We start from the raw sequence: 25336 nt of genomic DNA, 5'->3' as shown, positions 1-25336 counted from the left end.
AAAAGAACAAAAAAAGACACTAACCATTTTTCGGCTAGTGTCCAGCTATTGTTATGATCGACGAGAACGCAACAATAAACGCAATCCGTTCAATATAACTAGAATGGTGCTTCCTTCATGCCCAACGACTCCCAGCGGTAATGATATTCCGCTAATAAAATTGGTGCTAATGAGGAAAACAATAACGGTTAAAGCAAACACAATATTTTGCTTAATAATCCTCACCGTTCTTTTACCCAGTGAAATAGATTCTGCTATGCGATCAATACCATCATTCATTAACACAATATCTGCTGTTTCTAAGGCCGCGCCACTACCAGCAGCACCCATCGCGATTCCAACCGTTGCAGTTGCGAGTGCCGGAGCATCATTGACACCGTCTCCCACCATTGCCACTGAACGATAACGCTCTTTCATCTGTTGGATTCTCTGTGCTTTATGCTCTGGAAGCAATCCTGCAAATACATGATCACGTTTAATCCCTAACTCTTCAGCGATCGCATAAGCTGTTTGCGGCTGATCGCCTGTCAGCATAATGACCTCGACCCCAGCTTCATTAAGCATAGCTACAGCTCGCTTCGCTTCATCCCTTACCCTGTCTTGAAGCGCAATAACGCCCGCAACTCCGGCTTCATTATGGAGTACCGTTACTGTTTTTCCTTGTCTCTCTAGCCTTGCAATATCGTCCAACAATTCTGCTGTACAAACGGATTCACTCAGCATTTTTGGCTTGCCAATTTTCCATAGAACCTGATTAAATCGAGCTTGCAGCCCCCAACCGGGTATCGCTTGAAACTCCGACATCTGTTGGATCGCAACTTCAATGTCTTTCTCTTCAGCCTTCGCTATAATTGCTTTCGCTAAAGGATGCTTGGATAAGCTCTCCATTGCAGCTGCCATATTTAAAACGTCTCGTACTTCATAGCCGCCATACACCAGAACATCTGTAACGACAGGCTTTCCTGCCGTTAACGTCCCGGTTTTGTCAAAAGCAATACACTTCACACCTGCCAAATGCTCCAAATAAGCAGCACCTTTAAAGAGCACACCTCTTCTTGCTCCTGTAGATATCGCTGACAGCATAGCAGGCATAATAGAAGCAACTAATGCACACGGAGAAGCAACAACCATAAAAACCATCGCTTTATAGAGCGCTGCCTCCCAAGTTAATAGTTGTAGCATCGGTGGAATCAGTATAATTGCCGCTGTTATTAAAATAATGATTTTCGCATAAAGACGTTCAAATTTCTCCATAAAGCTTTGTGATGCTGGCTTTTCATTTTGTGCAGTTTGCACTAGTTTAATTATTTTCGCAAAAAGTGTAGCTTCGCTAGATTTTGTCACTTCAACGAATAGAGCACCTTGCCCATTTAATGTTCCAGCAAACACTTCATCGCCTTGTACTTTATCTACCGGGATAGATTCTCCTGTTATGGAAGATTGATCGACTGCCGATAATCCTTCTACGACTACACCATCTGCTGGAATACGTTCACCAGGCTTCACAACCGTAATATCTCCTATTCTCAGAGCATCGATCGATACAGCTACTTCTTTACCGTGCTTCATAACGATTGCTGTTTCGGGCTTCAACTCAATTAGAGCTGTAATATCTCTGCTGCTGCGGTTCATGGTGTAGGTTTCAAGTGCTCCGCTTAATGAGAAAATAAAAATCAACAGCGCTCCTTCCATCCAATAACCGATACTGGCAGCTCCTATTGCTGCAAAAATCATTAATAAATTTACATCTAGATCCTTCTCTTTCCATAACGTTTGAATGCCTTCAGCAGCTTTGGCATAGCCGCCAACGATAAAAGCTACTGCATACAATATAACTGCTAAGGACGGAGACACAGAACCAATTGCCCAAGCAAGAGCGATAAAAACCCCGCTTACTATAGCAGCGCTAAGTTCCCCATACTTGTTCAACCATTTCTTTAATGTGGTTCTTTTACTTTCATTGCATTTAAACTGAAATTCTCTACGTGCTTTTAGCTCACTTTTGTATAGAGTTGCCATTCGAATCATCTCCTCCAATTGATAATGAATTCCATTATTACGACCCTTAAAACAGCACATGCTGCTCCATAGGCGGAGCAGCATGTAAACATAGCAACCAAGGTTGCTCAATATGAAATTGAAAAGCAGGAATCAATTTATTTATAATTATTATATAATAAAAATGAATATAAATAAAGTGAGTTTTAGCACAGCTTTTTAACTTTCCTTATCTTTCTGTATCACATTTCGTATAAGCCTATATACCCGAATATGACGTCTTTAAACCAAGGCGGTTATATACGGTACTCACAAATGTAAAAATTGTGCATAAAAAAACAGAGCCTGCCTTAGCAGACTCTGTTCAATGAGTTAGATTTTATTTTACAAATGTATGGATCGGATGTCCTAGAGCAACTTCAGCTGCATCAAGAACGATCTCGCCTAGTGTTGGGTGAGCGTGAATTGTAAGAGCCAAATCTTCTAGAGTTGCACCCATTTCGATTGCAAGAGCAAGCTCAGCAATCATGTTGGAAGCTTCTAGACCAACGATTTGTGCGCCTAGTACAAGACCGGAATCAGCATCGGATACAAGCTTCACGAAGCCTTCTGCTGCATTAAGGGAAAGCGCACGGCCGTTAGCTGCAAATGGGAATTTGCCAACTTTAACGTTGTGGCCATTCTCTTTTGCTTCCTTCTCGCTGTAACCAACGCTTGCGCATTCTGGATCGGAGAAGCAAACTGCTGGTACACATTTATAATCAATTACGCTTGGCAAGCCAGAGATAACCTCTGCTGCTACGCGGCCTTCGTACATTGCTTTGTGAGCAAGAGCTGGGCCAGCAATAATGTCGCCAATAGCGAAAATATGCGGAATATTAGTACGGCATTGCTGGTCAACCTCAACCAAACCGCGATCGGAAAGCTTAAGGTTGATTAGATCAAGTCCAAGCTCGCCATCTGTATTAGGACGACGGCCAACTGTTACTAGCAAGTAGTCAGCTGTTACTTTTTCTTCTTTGTCGCCAACCGTGTAAGTTACAGTAACTTCGCTGTCCGTTTGCTCAGCGCTCTTCGCTTGTGCACCAGTAATAATATCAACATTGGAGCCTTTAAGTTTCTTAGCAACAATCGTTGACATATCTTTGTCAAAGCCAGGAAGAATTGCATCAGAGCCTTCAATTACTGTAATCTTTGTACCAAACTTGGAGTACATTTGACCAAGCTCGATACCGATATATCCGCCGCCGATTACGATCATGCTCTTAGGAATTTCCGGCAAGGAAAGGGCTCCTGTTGAGGAAATGATACGTCCGCCAAACGGGAAAGCTTTCAGCTCGATTGGACGAGAGCCTGTTGCAATAATGCAGTTTTTAAAACGGTAGCGAGGTGCTTCCTGATCATTGAACACACGCGCTTCGTTTTCGTTAATAAACATAACCTCACCGTTAAAGTATTGCACTTTGTTTGCTTTTAGAAGTGCCGCAACTCCGCCAGTCAGTTTTTTAACGATACCATTTTTGAACTCTTGCACTTTGCTGAAATCAACTTTCGCTTCGCCAACCTCAATGCCGAAATCGGAAGCCTTGCTTACAGATTCATATTGATGTGAAGCCGAAATAAGTGCTTTGGAAGGTATGCAGCCAACGTTCAAGCATACGCCGCCAACGTTTTCCTTGTCTACTACAAGTACGTTTTGTCCAAGCTGAGCAGCACGGATTGCTGCTACATAGCCGCCAGGACCTGCACCAATGACTAGAGTGTCAATATCTAGGGAAGCATCTCCAACTACCATTTTTTAAACCTCCATAATGAACAGTTCTGGTTGTGCCAAAAGCTGTTTAATAAAGTTCATAAAGTTTTGTGCTGTTGCGCCATCGATCAAGCGATGGTCAAAGCTTAGGGAAAGTGCCATAACAGGAGCCGCTACAACTTCGCCGTCGCGAATAATCGGCTTCTCTGTAATACGTCCAGTTCCAAGAATCGCAACCTCTGGGAAGTTGATAACTGGTGTAAAGAACATACCGCCAGCTGATCCGATGTTTGAAATTGTAATGGTGCTGCCTTTCAGCTCATGTGCCGCAAGCTTGCCATCACGTCCGCGAACTGCAAGATCACGGATGGAATCAGCAATCATGAAGATGCTCTTGCGATCTGCATCCTCGATAACTGGAACGATAAGTCCGTTATCTGTATCTGTAGCAATACCAACATTGTAATATTTGCGAAGAACGATTTCTTGATTCGCTTCATCAAGCGTAGCGTTCATAATCGGGAATTCGCGGCAAGCTGCCACTAGCGCCTTTGCAATGAACGGCAGATAAGTAAGCTTGGAGCCTTTCTTCTCTGCATATGGCTTATATTTTGCACGAAGCGCAACAAGTTCTGTTACATCTACCTCATCCATAATTGTTACGTGAGGAGCTGTGTATACAGATTTGGACATTGCATTAGCAATAACCTTGCGAATGCCTTTGAATGGTACGCGTTCTTCAGGACGATGAGCTGTACCTGCAGCTACTGGAGCAGCGCCAGCGGCTGGAGCTGCTGTTTGGGCAGCTGCTTCTGCTGGAGCCTCAGTCTGAGCTGCAGCAGGTGCCGCGCCATTGAAGTTATCAACATCATCACGAGTAATACGGCCGTTCTTGCCTGTTCCGGCTACTTGAGTAAGATCAACGCTTTTCTCACGAGCATATTTGCGCACGCTAGGCGTTGCAAGAACCCCAGCGCCTGTAGCTTTTGGCGCTTCGCTAGCAGCTGGAGCGGCTTCGCTAGCAGCTGGAGCTGCCGGAGCCTCACTTGCAGCTGGAGCAGCAGGTGCTTCTTCCGCTGCCGGAGCTTCTGCTTGCTCTGGAATTTCGCCTTCTGCATCAATAATTGCTACAATCTCGCCGATTGTGCACACTTGCCCGTCTTTCACAAGTACTTCCAAAACCGTTCCGTTGACAGGGCAAGGCACTTCCACGATTGCTTTATCATTTTGGACTTCCATAATAATATCATCGTCTGTAACCTTGTCGCCTGGCTTTACATTGACTTTAATAATTTCACCTTCGTGCAAGCCTTCGCCCAGTTCTGGAAAACGATATTCAAACTTTGCCATCGAGGGAACCCTCCTTATTTTCAAAATAAATGCATCGATCTATAATTAAAATTCCATTACTTTCTTAACCGCTGCTTGAATGCGAGCAGATGTCGGCAGCCAAGCATCCTCGATTTGAGCAAATGGATAAACCGTATCTGGACCAGCTACGCGCAGTACCGGCGCTTCAAGGTGAAGAATAGCTTTTTCGTTAATTTGTGCAATAACCTCTGCAGCAACACCTGAAGTTTTTTGAGCCTCTTGTACGACAATAGCACGGTTTGTTTTTTGAATGGAAGCAACAATAGTATCGATATCTAGAGGAACTAGTGAACGAAGATCGATAACCTCTGCCTTCACGCCTGTTTTCTCCAGCTCTTCTGCAGCTTTAACTGCAGTGTGAACCATCATGCCATAAGCAATGATCGTTACATCGCTGCCTTCGCGGACAACATTGGCTTTGCCGATCTCGATCGTGTATTCACCTTCTGGCACATCTGCTTTGAATGCACGGTACAGGTTCAAGTGCTCCATAAAGAATACAGGGTCGTTATCACGAATTGCAGAGATCATTAGACCTTTTGCATCATATGGGTTGGAAGGAATAACAACTTTAATACCAGGCGTTTGAACCGCCAGGCCTTCCAAAGAATCCGTATGAAGCTCAGCGGCTTTTACACCGCCGCCAAATGGCGTTCTAAATACGATAGGCGAGTTGTAGCGTCCGCCGGAACGGTAACGCATACGAGCTGCCTGTACGAACATTTGATCAAGTGCTTCATAAATAAAGCCGACAAATTGAATTTCGGCGATTGGGCGGAAACCTTGTACCCCCATACCGACTGCAAGACCAGCTATTGCAGATTCCGCAAGCGGCGTATCAAATACGCGATCCTCGCCGAACTCTTCTTGCAAACCTTCAGATACGCGGAATACACCGCCAACCTTACCAACGTCCTCGCCGAATAGGAGCACATTGGAATCACGTTTTAACTCGACACGCATTGCATCGCGGATCGCTTCAAGCATATTCATTTGAGCCATGATCGTTTATCCTCCCTTATTATTGAAAATCGGCTTTTTGTTCTTCCAAATATTGTGGAGTAGTTTCGAACATTGTATCGATCAAGCCAGCCACTGTCATTTTTTCAACAGCTTCTGCTTTTTTGATATGCTCGTTTACAGCAGCTTTCGCTTCTTCCTTCACACGAGCTGTGTCTTCCTCGGTCCACAAGCCTTTTTTCTCAAGGAATTTGCCATAACGAGTCAATGGATCTTTAAGCGCCCACTCTGCTTCTTCATCTTTAGTACGATATTTTGTCGTATCGTCAGCCATGGAGTGTGGACGGAAACGGTAAGTCAACATTTCGATCAATGTTGCGCCTTCGCCGTTGCGGCCGCGCTCTGCTGCTTCTTGAACGGCTTTAATAACAGCCAAAACGTCCATTCCATCTACCTGCAAACCTTTAATTCCTGCTGCAACTGCTTTGTGGGCAACGGAAAGTGCTGCTGTCTGCTTTTCGTATGGAGTTGTAATCGCGTAACCGTTGTTTTGTACAACATAAATAGCAGGAAGCTTAAATGCACCCGCAAAGTTAAGACCTTCGTAGAAGTCGCCTTCTGACGAACCGCCGTCGCCTGTGTAAGCAATTGCGACACGTTTTTCATTTTTCTTCTTGAATGCCATCGCTACGCCAGTAGCATGCAAAATTTGCGCGCCAATAATAATTTGCGGCATTAGAACGTGAACATCCTCAGGAATTTGACCTCCATGCTGATGACCACGGGAATATAGGAATGCCTGATATAGTGGCAAGCCATGCCATACCAACTGAGGCATGTCACGGTATCCAGGGCAAATAAAATCGTCCTTATTAAGCGCGTACTCACTGCCGATCATCGAAGCTTCCTGTCCGGAAACAGGAGCATAAAAACCAAGTCTTCCTTGGCGTCCTAGGTTAACAGCACGCTCATCCCATGTACGGGTAAATACCATGCGATACATAATTTCTTTCAACTGTTCATCTGTCAAAGCAGGCATTAGGTCCGGATTGACGACCTCTCCATCGAGAGACAGTACGGACAGCGGCGTAACCGGTTCCGTTTGTACTTCGTATGGCAATTTGCTCATTTTGAACGCTCACCTCAATCGAAATATTTGAAAACCTACTACTTCTGTTATAATATTAATATTAACCTGTTTCATCGAAATGGTCAAAGAAAAAAACGCCAAACCACTGTTTTTTCAATAATTTTCATGAATCTAGGTGCAAGTTGTATATGCTACAGATATTTTTTTGTAGTATAACAGATTAATACAATTAACAATTAAGAGAGAATAACTCTACACTCTACAAGGACTAACTCTTGTTTTACCGTGCGAGCATTAATGTGCCAAAGCTGTAACGAATACTAGGAGACTGTCGATCTGCGCCTGATGGTCAGTCGTTCCGTTAATACTCCCAAAATCGCAGTTTTGAGGAGGCAAAGTGACAGACGTTCCGTTATTGGTCAATAAATCTCAGAAAGTGACCCATTTGGAGCCGTATAGCGGAATGTGTGTCCGCGAAATTAAAAAAATGGCGGTTTTTACACAAATAACGGAACGAGTGACCATGTTCATTCATTTCGGGTAAAATTCGCAAGCAAGATAAGTTAACGTAGTGCATGTTTGAGACTGGTGAAGCGTCCACAATGAAATGACAATCTCGACAGCTTCGTTAGAATAATAAGCCTTACTATTATTTACCCATAACACACCCTTTCCATTCAGCAATTTGAAAGGTATTTCACTAGGAGGTTGACAACTATGTCTGATGATCGTTATTTAAAAAGAACTATTGTTAAGGAAACTGTTGCAAGTCAATTTTTGGAGGAAGAAGAACGTCAGCTTAGAATTTTTCTCCCTCCAGGCTATAATGATCTGCTAAGCTACCCTGTCGTATATTGTCAGGATGGCGAAGATTTCTTCAATTTCGGCCGAATTGCGACAACAGCAACCAAGCTGATTTTGGATGAAGGACTTGAGCCCTTTATAATAGTAGGTGTTGAAGTAAACAAAAAGGTCAGAACCTCTGAATACTCGGCAGACGGTGCCAGACATGCTGATTATGTAAAATTTTTCGGCGAAGAGCTGGTGCCTTTTGTTGAAGAAAATTATGCAGCCCGCCGTGCCCCAGAGCATCGGCTGCTTGCTGGCGATTCACTTGGCGGAACAGTATCCCTGCATATTGCGTTAACCTATCCTGAGCTGTTCACCCGCATTATCTCTTTATCCGGCGCTTTTTATACTAGCTCTCAGGAAGTTCTGTCACGTTGCGGCGATTTAAGCTGGCTAAGTATGTACATGATCGTCGGCCTGCAAGAAGATGCATATGAAACAGACACAGGCATTTATAATTTTGTCGACCTTAATCGAACCATGAGACAATTGCTCGAAGAAAGGTCTGCTCATCTCTATTATGAAGAAAAAGATGGCAAGCATCAATGGGGCTTTTGGCAGAAAGAATTGCCGCAAGCGCTTAGTTATTTCATAGAAGTTGAATAACCTAAGGGCAGACAACAGTGCGGCCCTTTGGTCAGGCACATTTACCGTTTATACAAATTTAACTGCTATTTACAAAAAAGGCTGATAGGAAGCGAGCTTAAGCTTGCTCCATATCAGCCTTAACTTTATTAAGCAGCGCCTGGCAGCCAGCTTCGACCAGCTCATAGACATAATCAAAGTTGCCTGTGTAATAAGGATCAGGCACATCTTGTATCCCTTGTTTTGGCAGTAACTCCATAAATGTGAACAGTTGCTCCTTTGAGCCAGCGTATGGATGGAACCGGTCGGTCTCCCGCTCTTTTGCTTCCTTCAACAGCGCTCTAACGTTACTAATATTGCTGCTGTCCATGCACACAATATAAGTGAACTGCTCAAAATCGCCTGGAACAACTTGCCTAGCAGCCATTCCTTCGTAAGAAATATTACGATCGCTTAGAATACGGCGTGTCCCTTCATGAGGCGGTTTCCCAAGATGCCAGTCACCAGTTCCGGCAGAATCAACTTCAACCTGCGCTGACAAGCCATTATCCTGCACTAGCTTGCGCATAACCGCTTCCGCCATTGGCGATCTGCAAATATTACCAAGACAAACAAACAAAATACGAATATGCATTATCATCCCTACTCCCTTGCTCTTTTGCATGCTGAAATGACAGCCGGCTCTCCCATTCTATCGTTCACTGCACTATTTGGCAATCCATCCAACGTTCGCCGCACTATTCGTCAATCCAAAAGATCGCCTCTTTATTGTAGTAGTATCCAATTAGCTTTATACTTATTTAACGTACAACATTCCTAAAACAAGCTTCATTTAAATAGATGCATGCAACGAAAGGATAAGTTAAATGTCTAATACTGTTATTATCGTTCTAGGCGGTCAACTTGGTGATTGGGTTCTGAGATACATATCTGAAAAGCATACGTTAATTGGTGCCGATTCGGGGGCTGCCTTTTTAGTACAACACGGCTTTAATCCAGATGTTGCAATCGGAGATTTTGACTCAGTGAGTTTAGAGCAAATCGAACATATTTCAAAGCAGTCTCGTCAGATGATCAGCTGTGACCCGATTGACAAGGATTATACGGATTCCGAAATGGCTTTCCGGCTTGCACTCGATATGAAGCCTGCTGAAATAATAATGCTTGGCGCTACTGGCACAAGGCTCGATCACTCGCTTGCTAATATTGAGCTGCTCGTTCTCGCTCATCAAGCCGGTGTGCACGCAAGCATCATCGATGCTAACAATCGCATTTCACTTGCCAGCGGCAGCACAATACTAAAAAGAAGCAGCTATAAACACGTATCACTGCTTCCTCTATCCAGCAAGGTTACCGGCGTCACACTGACCGGCTTCAAATACCCGCTTACTAAAGCAACGTTAACAATGGGACAATCCATTGGTGTAAGCAATATTTTGCTTGCTGAAGAAGGAAAAGTTGAGCATAGCAGCGGCAAGCTGCTCATTATTGAAAGCAAAGATGAATAAACGGCTTGCTGAGCGACGCGTCTGTACATTCGGATCATATGGACGTACTATGGACATATGGACATTATGATTAGTATGAAATTTTGCTGATTTATATAAGAAAAGGGGGAGTCTCAGGTCATTTTTGACTGCTTGGGCATCCCTTGTCATGGCTAAAAGTTCCTTCTTCACTCATTAACAGGTATCAAGTATAACTGGAAGCTTATCGGGATACCTTCCTAAACTATGCTACCCTACTCATTCCAACATTGGCGCTCAGCTTTCACAACATCACCGGTTTGCAAAGCCTGTTCGATCAGCATACCAATATAATGGTCCTGCGATGCTTCAGCCAAGCTGTAAAACTCTGGCCCTCCTTTTACATAGCTCCCCATTCTATGCAAACACTCTGCAATCGCGATTTCATCATCATACAGTCTTGCAGGCGCATATGGATTCGTATAAAGCCACTTTTCTCCGAAAAGAACTCCTTGTAAAAAATAGCCTTCCTGGTTTTCCAGCTCGCCTTTATTGACCCGTTTTAAATCAAGCTGCAGCGGCACACAGTCAGGCTGTTGCATAATGACTCTGTTGTCAAAAATCTCACCCCGCTCGCCGCGTATATTCATATAGTTCGACCGAATCCACGACCTGTGCTGATCCTTAGTAAAATCATAAATGCCCAGCTTATCACCAAAATCAAGCCATGCCAAATCACGCTGCACAGCAATCAGCTTATCCTCAGTCGGAGGACCGTTCCTGGTCGGACCTTGAAGCATTCTCGTTTCAAAACGATGGGCCTTTATTACTGGCAATTCATAACCTAATCCAAGCATTCTGCGTATTAAGCTGACCCCATGATAAAGATGCGAAATAGAAACCGCAGCTTCTGTAACCATCCCCAGCTTGCCAGATTGAATAAAAGCAAGCCTTGCCTGATTATGGGGATGAAGATGATACTGCTCAGCTACTTGCACACGCGCTCCCTGTAAAGTCAATTTTTCGTGCATCCGTTCCATATCTGCAATCGATGCCGCTGGGGGAGTTTCCAGCAGCACAGGAATTCCCAGCTCAGCAAGCTCAAAGCAATAGCTCATCCCCGCAGTTCCGCTAACCGAGATGACGACGAAGTCAGGTTTTTCATGCGACAGCATTTGCTCCAGCGCGGCAAACGCCGGAAGGCCCCACTTCTCAATCATCGCTGCACGTTTTGCATGATCCCGAACGACTAATCCGCTCACTCTAAACTTATGTGGAAGCGCCTGAGCAATTCGCAAAAAATATTGTGCACGAAAACCTGCACCACCAACAATGCCAAATGTTATGGGCCCTGTTACAAGCTCTGTTGATGGCTCTGTTACAGTATCTTTTATAGGTATTTTTACGGGCTCTTTTGCTGGTTTCATCTGCATCTGCACCTGCTCCTCTCTTCACTGCTTGCTAAGTCTACGCATTTGGATAAACGATCACCTTTAAGCTGCCCTGCTTATTATGAATAGCTCTTTCAAGCGCATCTTGCGTTTGTTCAAGTGAATAGCGGTCGGTTACTAATGCCAGTGAGTCAATACTGCCCGAAGACAAAAACTTGACGCCATCCGGATAAGTGTTTGCATACCGGAACACGCCGTACACATCTATTTCATTGTCCGCCATAAATGGGACATTAAGCGCAATCTCATCCTGTGCCGGAAGACCGACAATGACAAGCTTGCCGCCGCGGCGAAGACTATGCAGAGCGGTTTGCAGCGCTCTTGGGTTTCCGGCAGTCTCCCATGCCGCATCCACGCCAATGCCGCCAGTCAGTTCCGCAATTTTTTGCAGCGCATCTTCATGACGGACATTTATTGTATGGGTTGCCCCAATTCGTATCGCCGCCTCAAGCCTGTTATCCTCCAAATCTGTCACAATAATCTGACTGGCTCCGAAGCATTTGGCTGCAGCAACGGCCATTAATCCTACCGGACCCATCCCCATAATCGCCACGACGGAGCCAGGCTGCAGCTGGCAGCGCTTCGCTGCATGGATGCCTACAGAGAACGGCTCAATTAGCGCCGCTTCCTCAAAACTGAGCTCATCCGGTATGGGAAACACCATATCCTGACGCATCGCCATATACTGAACAAATGCGCCGTCTACAGGCGGAGTAGCTAGAAATTGCACATCCGGGCAAAGATTATATCTTCCTTGCTTGCAATAAAAGCATTGACCGCAAGTAATACCAGGCTCCACTGCAACGCGATCGCCTACAGCAACTGATGTTACCTGTTCTCCAACTGCTGCAATTACTCCCGAGCATTCATGCCCTAAAATAATGGGCTTTTCCACCACAAAACGTCCAATCCTGCCATGCTCATAATAATGCAGATCTGAGCCGCATACTCCGACAGCCATTACTTTAATCAATACCTCATCTGCCTTAATTTGCGGCAGCTCCCGCTCCTCGAGTACAATTTGACCGGGCTTAGTCATAACCGCTGCCTTCATTGCAGCTGGCAATTGAATTGTCATGCTTGCTTCTCCTCTTTTCCTATTATTTAATCAGCTCGGTAGGATTTAATCCTGTATATTTTTTAAATATCGTGCTGAAATAAGGAACATTTTTATAACCGACTCGTTCCGCCACCTCATAAACAAGCATATTGCGGTCAAGCAGCAGTTCCCTCGCCTTTTCCATTCTTACTTTCGTTAAATAATTATTAAAGGTTTCCCCTGTAATATTTTTGAAAATGATAGATAAGTGGTTTCTTGATATAAATACTTTATCCGCCAAATCGCCCAGCGTCAGTTCTTCCCCATAGTGCTGATCCATATAATCGGTCATAAAATTAACAATTTGCTTATGCTTGCTGTTCCCCTTCCACGCCCGGCTGCCGCAAATATAAGCGATTTTATCAGAAAGCCATTGACCTAGCTCTTGCGGGGATTTCAATTGATCGATTTCTTCAAATATTTGCTCAGCTGAAAACAGCTCATCCAAAGTTATTCCAATTTCATATAGACAGTAAGCAAATATCCCCCACAGCTCCCCGGCAATCATTTGAACGATTTCGTCAGATATGCCAGGCTGCTCTTCCAGCTGCTTCACATACTGCGCAACAAGCTGTTCTGCTTTTGTCTGCTGGGTAGCTTTCATTGCGGATGCGAGCTCGTAGTAAAATTTGACTGGACGTATTTCAAAGCGTTTGCTTTCGCCTGCGACAGGATTGAATTGGAACAGATCCATCGCGGGCTCAACCCGCTTCTCTCTATGTTCAATAGCTCTAAAGGCTTCCTCGGTAGAATCAGCTATTTCAGTCCATGATTCCTTTAACCCGCCGATTCCAACATGAATGGTCAGTTTCAAATATTGCTTGACGCACAAAATCAATTCCTTGCCCAGCATGTACAGTTTAGAAGCCAGCTGTTCTGGCTCAAAGCTTTTTTCCAGGTGAAGCAGCAAAACTGCTCTTGCGCCGTGTAATTCTGTATACTCATGCAGCGAAAAAGATTGTACAGCAAGCTCGCATGCAATATTCCCAATTGCATAACGAAGCAAATTCCAATCAGCCGGTGTATATTGCCCTGCTCGAATATCCTTAACGACATGAATACCGATAACAATATGCTTTGTATTATGCCAGTAGGCATAGGCATCAGGCATATGCCTGTTATTTCCCTCCAGCCTGTAATCAAGCGTCCCGGCAGCAACAGACTTCACCCATTCTCGTTCAATAAAAGGCTCATAAATCGACCATCTGTGCTCCAGCTCATATTGCCGGATCCTTTTTTCTTCCTCATCCGCGAGCTCTGCAATCATTTTCCCCAGCAGCTCCTTCAAGGTCGGCACACTAATCGGTTTAGATACATAATCACTAATGCCATGACGCAAAGCTTGCCTTGCATGCTCAAAGTCAGAGTAGCCGCTCAAAATAATTATTTTTCCGCCATAACCTTCCTCACGCAGCTGTTGAATCATTTCGATGCCGTTCATAACAGGCATATAAATATCAGTAATGACGATATCTGGCTGCTCTGCACGAATCAATGCAAGACCGTCCGCGCCATTAAGCGCTTCGCCTGCCCATTCCGCATTCAGCTCCTCCCATGGGATAACCCGTTTCATCCCTTGAAGCACTTGCCTTTCATCATCGATAATCGCGATTTTCCACATTTTAATTCCTCCCATAAGCTTCAACTGCTTAGTGCGTTTCTTACTCCTTTGGGGGTTTTATTAACATAGGCAAAGTGATCGTTACGATTGTGCCGCCTTCTTTGCGCTCGCTCAAACTAACATTATATTCGGTGCCAAAATAACCTGCGATTCTTTCCTTTACGTTGCGAATACCATATCCGCCTGTTCGACGATTCGGTTTATACTGAGGCATTGCATTCAAGCCGTGGCCATCATCTTCTATTAGCATAACAAGTCGTTCACCTTCCGCCTGCATGCGGATTGATATATGGCCTGTGCTTTTAGCGTTAAAACCATGAACAATACTGTTTTCTACAAAAGGCTGCAAGGTTAGCTTGGGGATAAAGAGCTTGCGAATGGACGCGGGTACACTAATCTCGTATTCAAGCCCTTCACCCCAGCGAAGCTGCTGTATTTCGAGATACGCCTCTATATGCTTAAGCTCATCCTCTATCGGTATAAATGCCGCGCCATTCGACAGTCCAATTCTGAACATACGGCCCATCAACTCTAATATTCGGCTAATTTCATCCTGTCCAGCTTCTATGGCCATCCAATTCAACTGATCAAGCGTGTTGTATAAAAAATGGGGATTAATATTAGCTTGAAGCGCTTCAATTTCCGCTTTTCGCTGCTGCTCGTATCGCTGCTGCAAAGATTCATACAACGCTTCGATCCTTTCATTTTGCCTGCGATATCCTGCAAATAAATAGCCAAACTCGTTGCGATAATCCATGGGCAAAGCAACATTGTTACCGCCGACGGAATACACTTCCATCGCATGCTTGAGCTGCTTGATCGGCTTTGTAAACTGCCTGCTAATATAATGAGTCATCAGTAAAGTCACAAGTAAAGCGCCTGCGCCAACGAGCGCTATAACTTGTAGCATTTTATTCATGCTGCTGGCGGTAATGTTTTTGACGGGAGTAATTTCTACAAATGTCCATCTAGAATCTGCTTGCTTTGAATAAACGAGCAAGGCATCGCCAAGTGCCGAGCTGCTTGCGGTTCTGACATAACTGGACTGCCCAAGCTCTCCATTAAACCAGGTGCTCAGCTCAATATGCTCAGGAGCCTGTCCGATTTTCAAAAAAGTTGTGCCTTGCTTGTCGATCATAGCCCGATTCGTATCCGGAGAATTGCCGGATAGAAGTGTTCTTATATGCTCAGCCTTCACATGCAAGACCAGCATGCCTAAGTAATTATCGTTGTATACGATTTTTCGAGCAAAGCTTAGAACAGGCACCTCTCCTTGAAAACTGACAATGCTGTGCTCCCCAATCCATGAAAAATCATTATTAACAAGCAGCTGCATCCATTCTTCCTGCTCCAGCTCATCGCGATCCTTGAATTGAATATAGCTTTTGGCATCCCCCTTTAGCGGATCATCCATATATAGATCAATGCCTTGAATCAGCGGGATAGAATACGTTAAATTCGCTAGTGCTCTTTCTACATTCAGCTTGCTTACATAATGATCAAATTGATCACGCTTTTGGCTAAGAAAAGAGACAAGCTCCTGATCTCTGGATGTCGATAATGAAATTTGCTCAATCGTCGTCAGTCTGGTCGTTATTTCATTATTAAGAACATCTAACAATCTTTGCTGGTATTGGAACGTAGTTTTCAGCAATTCCTTAGACGAGCTATTATAGCTGGCCCATGCGCAAACGATAATAACAATGGAAATAATAATGGCAAAGCTCCGAAAAAATAAATGCTCGATACGAAACTTTTTAAATGGATTAGTCAAGCTGAGCATGCTCCTTCTCTATAAAAATAAAGATGCAAGAAACGGTAAAGCGCTAACCTGAGGTTAATTCTTTACCGTTTTTCTGCTTTCAAGCATGTATACTTGCAATCGCTTATTATATTAGCCCTTTATGCCAGTTGTTGCAATTCCTTCGACAAAATACTTTTGCAGAAACATGAATACGATCGTGGCAGGCATAATAGATACTAACGACATAGCCAATAACTGCCCCCATTGCTGGCCGGATTGCGAATCATTAATCATGCGCAGCGCCAGTCCTACCGTATATTTGTCAACTGAATTGATGTACAGCAAATGACCAAGGAAATCATCCCAATTCCATAGGAAGCAAAAGATCATAACCGTAACTATAGCCGGCTTAGTCAGTGGCATAACAACTCTCCAGTAGATGCCGAACCAGGAGCATCCATCTATTTTCGCCGACTCATCAAGCTCTCTAGGTATCCCTTTAATAAATTGAATGAGTAAAAAGACGAAAAACGTGCCGCCGGCTCCCGTTGCCAGCAAATGCGGAACAATAAAAGGCAAATACGTATTAACCCAGCCAAGCTGATGGAACATCGCGTACTGCGGTATAATCAACACTTGGCCTGGAAGCATTAACGTAACCATTAGCAAGGAAAACCACATTTTTTTAAGCGGAAAATCCAGTCTAGCAAAACCGAATGCAACCAAGGTACAGGAAAGCAGCGTTACGACCAAAACCGCAAATTCCAGCCAAAGCGTATTGGCATAAAACGTAGTAAAGGTTTGTCCAGGAACAGATTTCCAGCCTTCAACAAAATTGCTCCACTGCGGCACTTTAGGAAATAGATTGGGCGAGCTTAGCTCTTCATTGGATTTTAGAGAAGCTCCTACCCACCAGATAACCGGATATACCATAATCAAACTAAATACCGTCATGAATAGGTGGCGCAAAATATGGTTAGTTTTTAGTTTCATTTTCGCTTCTTGCCTCCTGACTCACTTTCGTAAAATACCCAATATTTCGATGTTCCTGCAATAATTGCTGCAAACACGACAATCATCAATAGCATAATCCAGGCTAATGCAGAGGAATAACCAAGCTGATAACGGCTAAATGCACGCTCGTACAAGTAAAGCGCATAAACATATGTTGAATTCATCGGTCCGCCCTGAGTAATAACAAATGCAGCCGTAAACATTTGAAACGCATTAATAATACCCATAATTAAATTAAAATAAAGCGAAGGCGAAAGCATAGGCAGTGTAATATTGAAAAATTGGCGCATTTTGCCCGCTCCATCTACATCGGAAGCTTCATACAGATCTTTCGGAATTTGCTTCAGACCTGCGAGAAAAATAACCATCGAGGAGCCAAACTGCCAAGTTGTAAGCAATATGAGCATCCAAATTGCTGTATCCGGGCTCGTAATCCAGCCCATCCCTTTAATTCCAAACATGGCCAGAATTTTATTAAAAAGCCCGTCGACTCCAAAAATATTGCTCCAAAGCAAGGAAACCGCGATGCTGCCTCCGATAAGCGACGGAAAGTAAATAGCCGTACGATAAGCTGAAATACCGCGAATCGCTTTGTTCAAAGCAAGCGCTACCAGCAAAGCTGCTATCAGCTTAAGCGGCACAGAGGCTATAACATATAGAAATGTTACTTTTACTGAAGTTACAAATTTACTGTCGGCAGTGAAAATGTGTTTGTAATTCTCAAAGCCTACCCAGCTGATCGGCTCCATTAACGTATAATCCGTAAAAGAATAGTAAAGAGATAGGAGCATCGGGTACGCAGTCAATCCTATAAATCCGATTAGCCATGGCGCAATAAACAAATATCCCGCTATGGGCGCATCCCACCTGCTTAGAAACGAACGTCGTTTCTTTTTGCCTAGAATAGCATCGCTATCGGCAACAGTAATTCGATCCATGTAGGTCACCTCTGTCATGTTCTTGTTCTATACTTAATTATAAAGAGTTTGGTCCAAGCGCTACATAAGAGTAATAATCGAATTCCTTTAAAAAATAATGATTTACTATCTGTCTCTAAACTCTCCCTATCAGCTAAATACATTTCGTGTATCTAATTTTCCGGTTTAAACCAGTTTTCTTATAGTTAAATACATTTCCTGCATCTAGTTCTTGCAAAAATAGCTCGATTCCAATAAATAAGCGATTCTAAGTGCATGCTTTCCCTTTAGATTGGGTATTTGGCAAAAAAGCAGCAAACTAACAACAGGAAATGCATTTAGCAAATAGTGCCCTTCATCATCTCGATAAATTGAATAAACAGCAGTCGGAAAATCTTTCGGCAGCTCAGCAAGCACATTATATATTCATCTAAGCCAACGCAAAAAAGCCACCCACTGTCATTCACGACTTTGGGCGGCTTTGCTGCGTTGTTTTTATTTCTCGTATGCTTCTGCTGCAGCTTTTAGCTCATCGAATGCTTTTTCTGGTGTAATTTTATTAAAGCTCAGCATATCGCGAACTAACGGCCAATCTTTATCGATAAAGTTTGTCCATCCTTTAGTGCCTGGCTTCCAAGTTTGACCATCAACCTCAGTAGCATGAAGAAGCTCAAGACCTACTTTATCCACATCGCTCATCGATGCTTCCAATGCGGAAGCAATTTCTTTATTTACAGGAAGACCGCGAGCTGTTTTAAGCAATTGACCCGCTTCAGGATCATTCACGAACCAGTTAACGAATTTTTTCGCTTCTTCTGCCTTTTTGGAGTTGGAAGATACGGCAAAGTACATGGAAGGCTTCAACCAGCCGCCAGCTTCAACCTCGCGAGGCATAGTTACAAGTGCGTATGCATCATTTTTCAAGCTGTTCCAAGCGCCGAAATTGTTAGAAAAGCTAAGTCTGAAAATGACTTTTCCGTTTACCATCAAGTCCATGTTCGGATCAAATTCTTTATCGGATGTATTGACATCAGCCGGCGGTACGATTCCCGCTTTGCGCAATTGTTCAAATTTAGTCGTCCATTCAATAAAGCTGTCTTTGTCTACATTGAATTTTCCGTCTTCGCTAACAACCATGCCTTTACCGCGTGCATATTGGAATGCGCTGTATGCGAAGTAATCGCCTGCATAGTCTTTTGTGAAGTATTGGCCTTCCGGCAGCTTAGCGCCGGCTTCCTCTGCAAGAGCAAAGAAATCATCCCACGTCCAGCCATTTTGCGGACTGGCTACGCCTAGCTTCTCAAGGGCAGCTTTGTCGTAAATCATGCCATAAGCAACAGAACCTAGCGGTACAGCATATTGCTTGCCGTCAAGCTGTCCGCCGCTTAAAACCTTTTCATCGATTTTAGACAAATCCACTTCCGGCGAAAGCTCGGTCAGCTGATTACGTCCAATCCAATCTGATACCCAGCCCGGATCGAGCTGAACGACATCCGGCGCATTTTTAGCAGCAGCTTGTGTGGAAAGCTTGTCCAAATAACCATCCATGCCAGAAAATTCAGGTTCAAATGTTACATGAGGATTTTTTTGCGTGTATAGATCAAGTGCAGCAAGCGTTGCTTCATGCCGCTCTTGCGATCCCCACCACATTATTCTTAGCTTTACCTGCTCATTGCCCGCAGCAGGCGCGGATGCACTCGGCACCGTGTTACTGTTTTTTTTGCCTCCACCGCCGCCCGAACATGCAACAAGAGAGCCAACCAGAGCCGTTGCAAGTACGATGCCTAGAGAACGCTTCCATCTTCTCATCACTGTCTACCCCCATCAAGTATTATGATTTGCTTTACAACTTTATATTAGCAAGCTCATTTCGTTCTTTATATAAGAGAGATGTACGAAATCTTTTAAATTAATCTGATTTAATTAGTATATTAAATATTTGCTAACTTTCAAATTAAACTTGTCATTAATATAATATCCCAATGCCGAAAGGGATAATTTTCTATTTTCGAAGATTTTATCCCTGACAATCATTTCCTTATTATCCTATACTATACTCAATGAGCACGCTTACAACATAAAACTATAAATAAAATTCCAATTTCTACATTATAACTGTATATAAGCTTACCAAGTTTATATAAATATTTGAGAAAGGAGACTATTGAATAGACACAACCTAATCACTTTCATCTTTAATTCACCAAGATGAACTTACTAAAATTTAGTAGGAGGATGTAATTAATGACCTTGATTCATTTTTCACGTCAATTTATGCTTCGTACTTTGCTGACCATCGGACTGCTTTTATTGTTATTTCTTGCGCTTTCTGCCTTCTCACAAAAAGCTTCTGCACACGGTTATGTGGACTCTCCAGCAAGCCGGGCGATACAATGCAAATCAGGCGTTAACAAAGACTGCGGACAAATCGTATATGAGCCGCAAAGCCTGGAAGCGCCGAAAGGCTTCCCCGCTGCCGGCCCTGCGGACGGAAAAATTGCAAGTGCTGCTGGTGCATTTCCGAAGCTCGATGAACAATCCAGCACACGCTGGAGCAAAGTCTCGATTACCCCAGGCACAAAAACCATAACTTGGAAATTTACTGCAAACCACGCTACCAGCAAGTTTCACTACTATATAACGAAGCCTGATTGGGATCCAAACAAACCCCTTACGCGCGATCAACTGGATCTGACTCCTTTCTGTACGCATGAATACGAGGGCAATAAGCCTCCCGCTGCATTATCCCATGATTGTGAAGTTCCTGTTAGAACGGGCTATCATATTATTTTAGCAGTTTGGGATGTAGCAGATACTGCGAATGCTTTTTATAACGTAATCGACGTTGATTTTGGCAATGGCGAGTCAGACAACGAAGCTCCTTCCGCGCCAAATGGTTTAACCGTTTCTAATATTAGTTCAACAACCGCCGCACTTGCATGGAATGCTTCATCTGACAATGTGGGCGTAGCCGGATATTATGTCTATTCAGGCAATTCACGAATTGCAACAGTTACGGATACAGAATACACGGTAAACGGATTAACCGCTGAAACAAGCTACGCCTTCTCTGTAAGAGCGTTCGACGCGGCAGGCAACGTATCTGCTCCAAGCAACGTAATTACCGTTACGACTGCAGCTGCTCCAGCAGCATATCCGGAATGGAGCTCATCAACCGTGTATGTTGGCGGAAATATCATAACGTACAATGGCTTAAACTATGAAGCAAAATGGTGGACATTGGGCGAAATTCCTGGTAAAGCTGATGTTTGGAAGCTAATTCCTTAAACAAAATTTCTACTCAATTAATTGGTTCTCCCTGCGCTATCTCGTAGCAGCTTTGGTTGCTACGAGATAGCTTTTTTTAGCGATAAATTACTTCTATCTATTCGAAAACTTATTCAAATTAAAGATATCAATAAATAGTGATATACTTCCATTAATCGGAATTAAGGAGGGATTGCTTTGGAAGCAGCAGCAATATCCAATCGTTTTATAACTTTCGCCGAAAGAGAATGCAAGGGATCAAGCAGCTTGTATGAACATCTTTCCAGAAAAATTGCCAACGACGATGAATTGCTTCAATTAGCCTCCAATTTTAGAGACGGGCAGCCCGTACCGAATCTTTTCTTCGGAGCAGTTCATTATTTATTATTAAAAGAAAATAAGCATGAGCTAAAAGAGTATTATCGCAGCATTGTAAATAAACCGAAGGCTGCTGGAACAGCGTTCCCATACTTCAAAGATTTCTGCCAAACAAATAAACACGAGATCATTCAGCTATTAAAAAATAAACTTGTGCAAACAAACGAAGTTAGACGCTGCTCTTATCTATATCCGGCATTTTGTTATATTTACGAGAAAACAAACATGCCTTTAGCATTAATTGAAATTGGCACTAGTGCGGGATTACAGCTCCTTTGGGACAAATACGGTTACTTTTACAATTCCGGTAATCAAATTTACGGAAATAATCTCGCTCAACTGATAATCGAATCAAAATTTGATGAAACCGGACTCCCGTTTCTTCTAAAAGAAAGTCCGCCAGTCAATACGAGGATCGGATTAGATCTGCACGTTAATGATCTCAACAACGCTGATGACTACCTTTGGTTGAAATCGTTAATCTGGCCAGAGCATACTGAGCGCTTTGCTACTTTTGAAAAAGCTTGCCATCGTTTAAAACAACAATCTTTAAAGTTAATTGAAGGCAATGGCGTGAAGCTGCTCACTGAAATGGCTTCAACTATCCCCCGCGACTCTGTGCTTTGTGTGTTTCACACACATGTAGCTAATCAAATGCCAGAAGATGATAAATACGAGTTAATAGAACATATTAAAAAACTTGGTGATGAAAGAGCTATTTTCCATCTATACAATAATATGTGGGATTCAGGGCAGCTCCATCTTGATTACTATTTGAATGGCAAGGAATATAAGGAAACGCTCGCCGAAACAGATGGCCATGGCGAATGGTTTAAGTGGAAACTTTAAAATTATGGAAAAAAAGTTATTTTCGAAAAATTACGCTGGACAAATCTTGGTATACACTTTGCAACGATGACAAACCACTTTGATTTGTGGAAGTACCGAACCATTCTGTATGAATTTTCATATACAATCGTCGCAATAAGCTTGGAGCGGTGAAATGTATATGATTTTTCATATACAATCGTCGCAATAAGCTTAAAATGGCGAAATGTATATGATTTTTCACATACAATCGTTGCAATAAGCTTAGAACGGTGAAATGTATATGATTTTTCATATACAATCGTCAGAATAAGCTTAAAGTGGCGAAATGTATATGATTTTTCACATACAATCGTCGCAATAAGCTTGGAACGTTGGAATGTATATGATTTTTCACATACAATCGTCGCAATAAGCTTAGAACGTTGAAATGTATATGATTTTTCACATACAATCGTCGCAATAAGCTTAAAATGGCGAAATGTATATGATTTTTCACATACAATCGTCAGAATAAGCTTAAAGTAGCGAAATGTATATGATTTTTCATATACAATCGTCGCAATAAGCTTAAAATGGCGAAATTCTTCATTTTCAACAGCCTGAAACTTAAACATAGTTCTAAGTCAGTAAAAAAATGCTTACAAACGCTGCTTCCAGCGTTCATAAGCATCTAAGCCAATTTATTTAACTATTACAAAGGAGCAAGCTTTACTGTTTCCTTCGTTTTCAACTGTTCTATCATTGCATGCCATGCTTCTGGCTTGTTCGGCAGGGCTTCATAATAACCAGTCAAAAAGGAAACGATCAATGGCGCCGGTAATTCCGACAGCTCTTCATTTTGTGGCAGAAAGCATAAATCCAGCTCAGAAACAGCAGCGCCCTCATGATCCCATGACGGATGCACGTAAGTCAGCTCAAGCCGCTTGTAGCCCATATGAGACAGCACTTCGCGGCGTACAATCGGATTCATCGGAGAAACGCCGCCAAATGAATGAATGCCTGCGCGATACGGGTCATAAATTTCAGCAAACATTCCTAAAGAAACGGTTCCGGAGTCTTTCATAATTTGCTCCAGATGCTGCTCACGATTGCGCATCAAGAAACGTCCAATGCCCAATGAAGCTTTGCCAATGATCGTAAAATCTGTCATGGCTACGCGCAGCTCTTTGTAGTATCTATATTCTGTAGCGCCAACGACTTCCTCACCGTCCAGGGCAGCATACACATAAATGGCCGGATCTTGGATCGGCTCTCTCCAAAGCTCATATTCCAGCACTTCCTCCGGCGGAAATATAGTTTGAAGCAGCTGATGGAAAGGCTTAAAGTAACGGTCGTCGATCGATGTAATACGATGATAAGTCAGCATGGACAGTTCCTCCTTCAAATAAATGGGTTGCGCCATTCCATTATAACGGCATGATTGTGGGATTCTTCATCCTCCAAGTATTGCTCAGCTATTGCAACAGGCATCCTCCCGCAGCGCAGCAGAAAAGTAATCACCGGATCCTTCCACTGCCCTTCCAGTACTTTCTCTATGTATTGCTCAGGAGTTGCATGTGCGGATTTGACCGCGTAGCCTGGCATACGCCCGCCGCCCATCAGTCTTTTCAACCCTAAATGGACTACAGTTTCATACATTGACTGCATAAGCCATTTGCCAATCCCTGACTTTCTAAAAGCGGGAGCAACGCAAATATCTACTACATAAAGGGTATCGCCGTTCGGATTATGGTTTTTAATATAACCATTATCTGTTATGTCGCTCCAGCTATGGGCATGGCCGTAATCGTCCAGCGAAACGATCAGTCCCGTCATTGAGCCGATAATGATGCCATCGACCTCCGCGCACAAAGCACCCTCAGGAAATCTAGTTACATGCTCAAGCAACTGCTCTTTACTCCACCAAAGCTCTTCCGGAAAAGGCGGAGGAAAGCTAAGCCGCTGAACATCAATTAACTGATCAAAATCGGCCGGCGTATAATTGCGAATCATCGCTTTTTGCGGCTTTTCATTTACGATCAAATAAATTTCCTTCCTCACTGCTCTACCCCTCCCTCAGATGGATAGTTTACTTCCAATCACCGTACAAATCTATACGTCTATCGCGCCAGGTCATAACTGATCCATCTTTGCGCACTTGTTCCAAAAGCTCTAAATCCAAATCACCGACAACTAGCATGTCGTGATTCATTAAACCCTCGTTAATAATACCCGCTGGCGGGAAGGGAATATCATTCGGCGCAAGAATAGCAGCTTGCCCTACGTTAGCACGCATAAAATCAACCTGTCTAAGCGCTCCAACTGTTCCGGTTGTCACTATATAAATTTGGTTTTCGATCGTTCTGGCATGGCAGCAATAACGTACCCGATAAAAGCCCTGACGGTCATCAGTGCAAGATGGACAGAAGATAACGTCAGCCCCTTTAGCGCGGGCAATTCGTACAATCTCAGGAAATTCAATGTCATAGCAAGTCAGCATTGCAATCGTGCCAAATGGTGTTTCAATCACTTCAACACCTTCTCCGGCAGACATATTCCATTCAACCACTTCAGTTGGCGTTAAATGAATTTTGTGCTGGACATGCACCGTCCCGTCCGGCTGGAATAGATGCGCGCCATTGCGCAGCTTTCCGCCTTCCACCTCAACGACATGAGTGCCGCCGATAATGTACATATTATGTTCTTTAGCAAGCCTTTGAAAAAGCTCGATATATTGAGAAGTAAACGATGGCAGCTGGTCGATCTTTAGCGCATTGCCCTTTCCATCTCCTATAGACAGCAGCTGTGTCGTAAGAAATTCTGGAAACAGCAAAAACTGAACACCATACTCCGTAGCATTGCGTACATAATGTGTAACTTGAGCTTCAAACTGTGCAAAGGAGCTAATATCCTCCAAATGATACTGCACAGCCGCTGTACGGAATTTCATATCCTAAAGCCCC

General features: G+C 43.4%; 21 protein-coding genes. 4 read left to right on the top strand and 17 right to left on the bottom strand.

Features of this window, described 5'->3' with window-relative positions; translation table 11 throughout:
• Positions 1 to 51 precede the first annotated feature (51 nt).
• The 5 genes from ACRRU2_RS03405 to pdhA form a co-directional block, all read right to left on the bottom strand.
• Entirely contained in the window at positions 52 to 2019 is a 1968-nt protein-coding gene (locus ACRRU2_RS03405) for a heavy metal translocating P-type ATPase (RefSeq protein ID WP_432499937.1), read from the bottom strand.
• A 358-nt stretch (positions 2020 to 2377) separates the two neighbouring features.
• Positions 2378 to 3793 (bottom strand): dihydrolipoyl dehydrogenase, encoded by a 1416-nt coding sequence (gene lpdA, locus ACRRU2_RS03400; protein ID WP_432499936.1) that lies wholly within the window; start codon positions 3791 to 3793, stop codon positions 2378 to 2380.
• 3 nt (positions 3794 to 3796) lie between these two features.
• On the bottom strand, positions 3797 to 5101 hold the full coding sequence (locus tag ACRRU2_RS03395) for a dihydrolipoamide acetyltransferase family protein (RefSeq protein ID WP_331699572.1): 1305 nt from the start codon (positions 5099 to 5101) through the stop codon (positions 3797 to 3799).
• A gap of 45 nt (positions 5102 to 5146) precedes the next feature.
• Positions 5147 to 6124 (bottom strand): alpha-ketoacid dehydrogenase subunit beta, encoded by a 978-nt coding sequence (locus ACRRU2_RS03390; protein ID WP_331699573.1) that lies wholly within the window; start codon positions 6122 to 6124, stop codon positions 5147 to 5149.
• A 19-nt stretch (positions 6125 to 6143) separates the two neighbouring features.
• Positions 6144 to 7211 (bottom strand): pyruvate dehydrogenase (acetyl-transferring) E1 component subunit alpha, encoded by a 1068-nt coding sequence (pdhA, locus tag ACRRU2_RS03385; RefSeq protein WP_331699574.1) that lies wholly within the window; start codon positions 7209 to 7211, stop codon positions 6144 to 6146.
• 678 nt (positions 7212 to 7889) lie between these two features.
• On the opposite strand from pdhA, the gene ACRRU2_RS03380 reads away from it, so the two are divergent.
• Positions 7890 to 8627 (top strand): alpha/beta hydrolase, encoded by a 738-nt coding sequence (locus ACRRU2_RS03380; RefSeq protein WP_331699575.1) that lies wholly within the window; start codon positions 7890 to 7892, stop codon positions 8625 to 8627.
• Between the two features lie 97 nt (positions 8628 to 8724).
• Here the strand turns inward: ACRRU2_RS03380 and ACRRU2_RS03375 are convergent, their stop codons facing one another.
• Positions 8725 to 9246, bottom strand: a complete 522-nt coding sequence (locus ACRRU2_RS03375) for a low molecular weight protein-tyrosine-phosphatase (protein WP_331699576.1) — start codon at positions 9244 to 9246, stop codon at positions 8725 to 8727.
• Positions 9247 to 9472: 226 nt separating this feature from the next.
• Between ACRRU2_RS03375 and ACRRU2_RS03370 the strand changes: the two genes are divergently transcribed.
• Positions 9473 to 10114, top strand: a complete 642-nt coding sequence (locus ACRRU2_RS03370; protein WP_331699577.1) for a thiamine diphosphokinase — start codon at positions 9473 to 9475, stop codon at positions 10112 to 10114.
• Positions 10115 to 10347: 233 nt separating this feature from the next.
• Here ACRRU2_RS03370 and ACRRU2_RS03365 read toward each other — a convergent pair whose 3' ends face one another.
• The 7 genes from ACRRU2_RS03365 to ACRRU2_RS03335 form a co-directional block, all read right to left on the bottom strand.
• Positions 10348 to 11505 carry a Gfo/Idh/MocA family protein gene (locus ACRRU2_RS03365; protein ID WP_331699578.1) on the bottom strand — a complete coding sequence of 386 codons (1158 nt, stop codon included), beginning with the start codon at positions 11503 to 11505 and terminating at the stop codon, positions 10348 to 10350.
• A gap of 34 nt (positions 11506 to 11539) precedes the next feature.
• Positions 11540 to 12601, bottom strand: coding sequence for an NAD(P)-dependent alcohol dehydrogenase (locus ACRRU2_RS03360; RefSeq protein ID WP_331699579.1), 1062 nt, complete (start codon positions 12599 to 12601; stop codon positions 11540 to 11542).
• Between the two features lie 22 nt (positions 12602 to 12623).
• Positions 12624 to 14243, bottom strand: coding sequence for a response regulator (locus ACRRU2_RS03355; protein ID WP_432499935.1), 1620 nt, complete (start codon positions 14241 to 14243; stop codon positions 12624 to 12626).
• A 40-nt stretch (positions 14244 to 14283) separates the two neighbouring features.
• Positions 14284 to 16026: a sensor histidine kinase gene (locus ACRRU2_RS03350; protein ID WP_432499934.1), complete on the bottom strand. Its 1743-nt coding sequence runs from the start codon at positions 16024 to 16026 to the stop codon at positions 14284 to 14286.
• Positions 16027 to 16137: 111 nt separating this feature from the next.
• Positions 16138 to 16980, bottom strand: coding sequence for a carbohydrate ABC transporter permease (locus ACRRU2_RS03345; protein ID WP_432499933.1), 843 nt, complete (start codon positions 16978 to 16980; stop codon positions 16138 to 16140).
• Positions 16977 to 17939: a carbohydrate ABC transporter permease gene (locus ACRRU2_RS03340; RefSeq protein ID WP_331699583.1), complete on the bottom strand. Its 963-nt coding sequence runs from the start codon at positions 17937 to 17939 to the stop codon at positions 16977 to 16979. The genes ACRRU2_RS03345 and ACRRU2_RS03340 overlap by 4 nt, the downstream gene beginning before the upstream one ends.
• A 474-nt stretch (positions 17940 to 18413) precedes the next feature.
• Positions 18414 to 19727, bottom strand: a complete 1314-nt coding sequence (locus ACRRU2_RS03335) for an ABC transporter substrate-binding protein (RefSeq protein WP_432499932.1) — start codon at positions 19725 to 19727, stop codon at positions 18414 to 18416.
• 435 nt (positions 19728 to 20162) lie between these two features.
• Here ACRRU2_RS03335 and ACRRU2_RS03330 point away from each other — a divergent pair, with 435 nt between their 5' ends.
• Complete coding sequence (locus ACRRU2_RS03330; RefSeq protein WP_432499931.1) at positions 20163 to 21206, top strand: lytic polysaccharide monooxygenase; 1044 nt, start codon at positions 20163 to 20165, stop codon at positions 21204 to 21206.
• Positions 21207 to 21383: 177 nt separating this feature from the next.
• Positions 21384 to 22412, top strand: a complete 1029-nt coding sequence (locus ACRRU2_RS03325; RefSeq protein WP_432499930.1) for a DUF2332 domain-containing protein — start codon at positions 21384 to 21386, stop codon at positions 22410 to 22412.
• A gap of 2 nt (positions 22413 to 22414) precedes the next feature.
• Here ACRRU2_RS03325 and ACRRU2_RS03320 read toward each other — a convergent pair whose 3' ends face one another.
• From ACRRU2_RS03320 to ACRRU2_RS03305, 4 genes are all read right to left on the bottom strand, one after another.
• A complete protein-coding gene (locus ACRRU2_RS03320) occupies positions 22415 to 23008 on the bottom strand; it encodes a hypothetical protein (protein WP_432499929.1) in 594 nt (197 codons plus the stop codon).
• Positions 23009 to 23085: 77 nt separating this feature from the next.
• Positions 23086 to 23757: a GNAT family N-acetyltransferase gene (locus ACRRU2_RS03315; protein ID WP_432500094.1), complete on the bottom strand. Its 672-nt coding sequence runs from the start codon at positions 23755 to 23757 to the stop codon at positions 23086 to 23088.
• 17 nt (positions 23758 to 23774) lie between these two features.
• A complete protein-coding gene (locus tag ACRRU2_RS03310) occupies positions 23775 to 24386 on the bottom strand; it encodes a GNAT family N-acetyltransferase (RefSeq protein WP_432500093.1) in 612 nt (203 codons plus the stop codon).
• Between the two features lie 76 nt (positions 24387 to 24462).
• Complete coding sequence (locus tag ACRRU2_RS03305) at positions 24463 to 25323, bottom strand: carbon-nitrogen hydrolase family protein (protein WP_331699588.1); 861 nt, start codon at positions 25321 to 25323, stop codon at positions 24463 to 24465.
• Positions 25324 to 25336 lie beyond the last annotated feature (13 nt).

The organism is Paenibacillus sp. GXUN7292, from assembly GCF_050864975.1.
Lineage (GTDB): Bacteria > Bacillota > Bacilli > Paenibacillales > Paenibacillaceae > Pristimantibacillus.
Note: the sequence above shows the minus strand (reverse complement) of the source record. Positions and strands in the feature narration are given on the sequence as shown.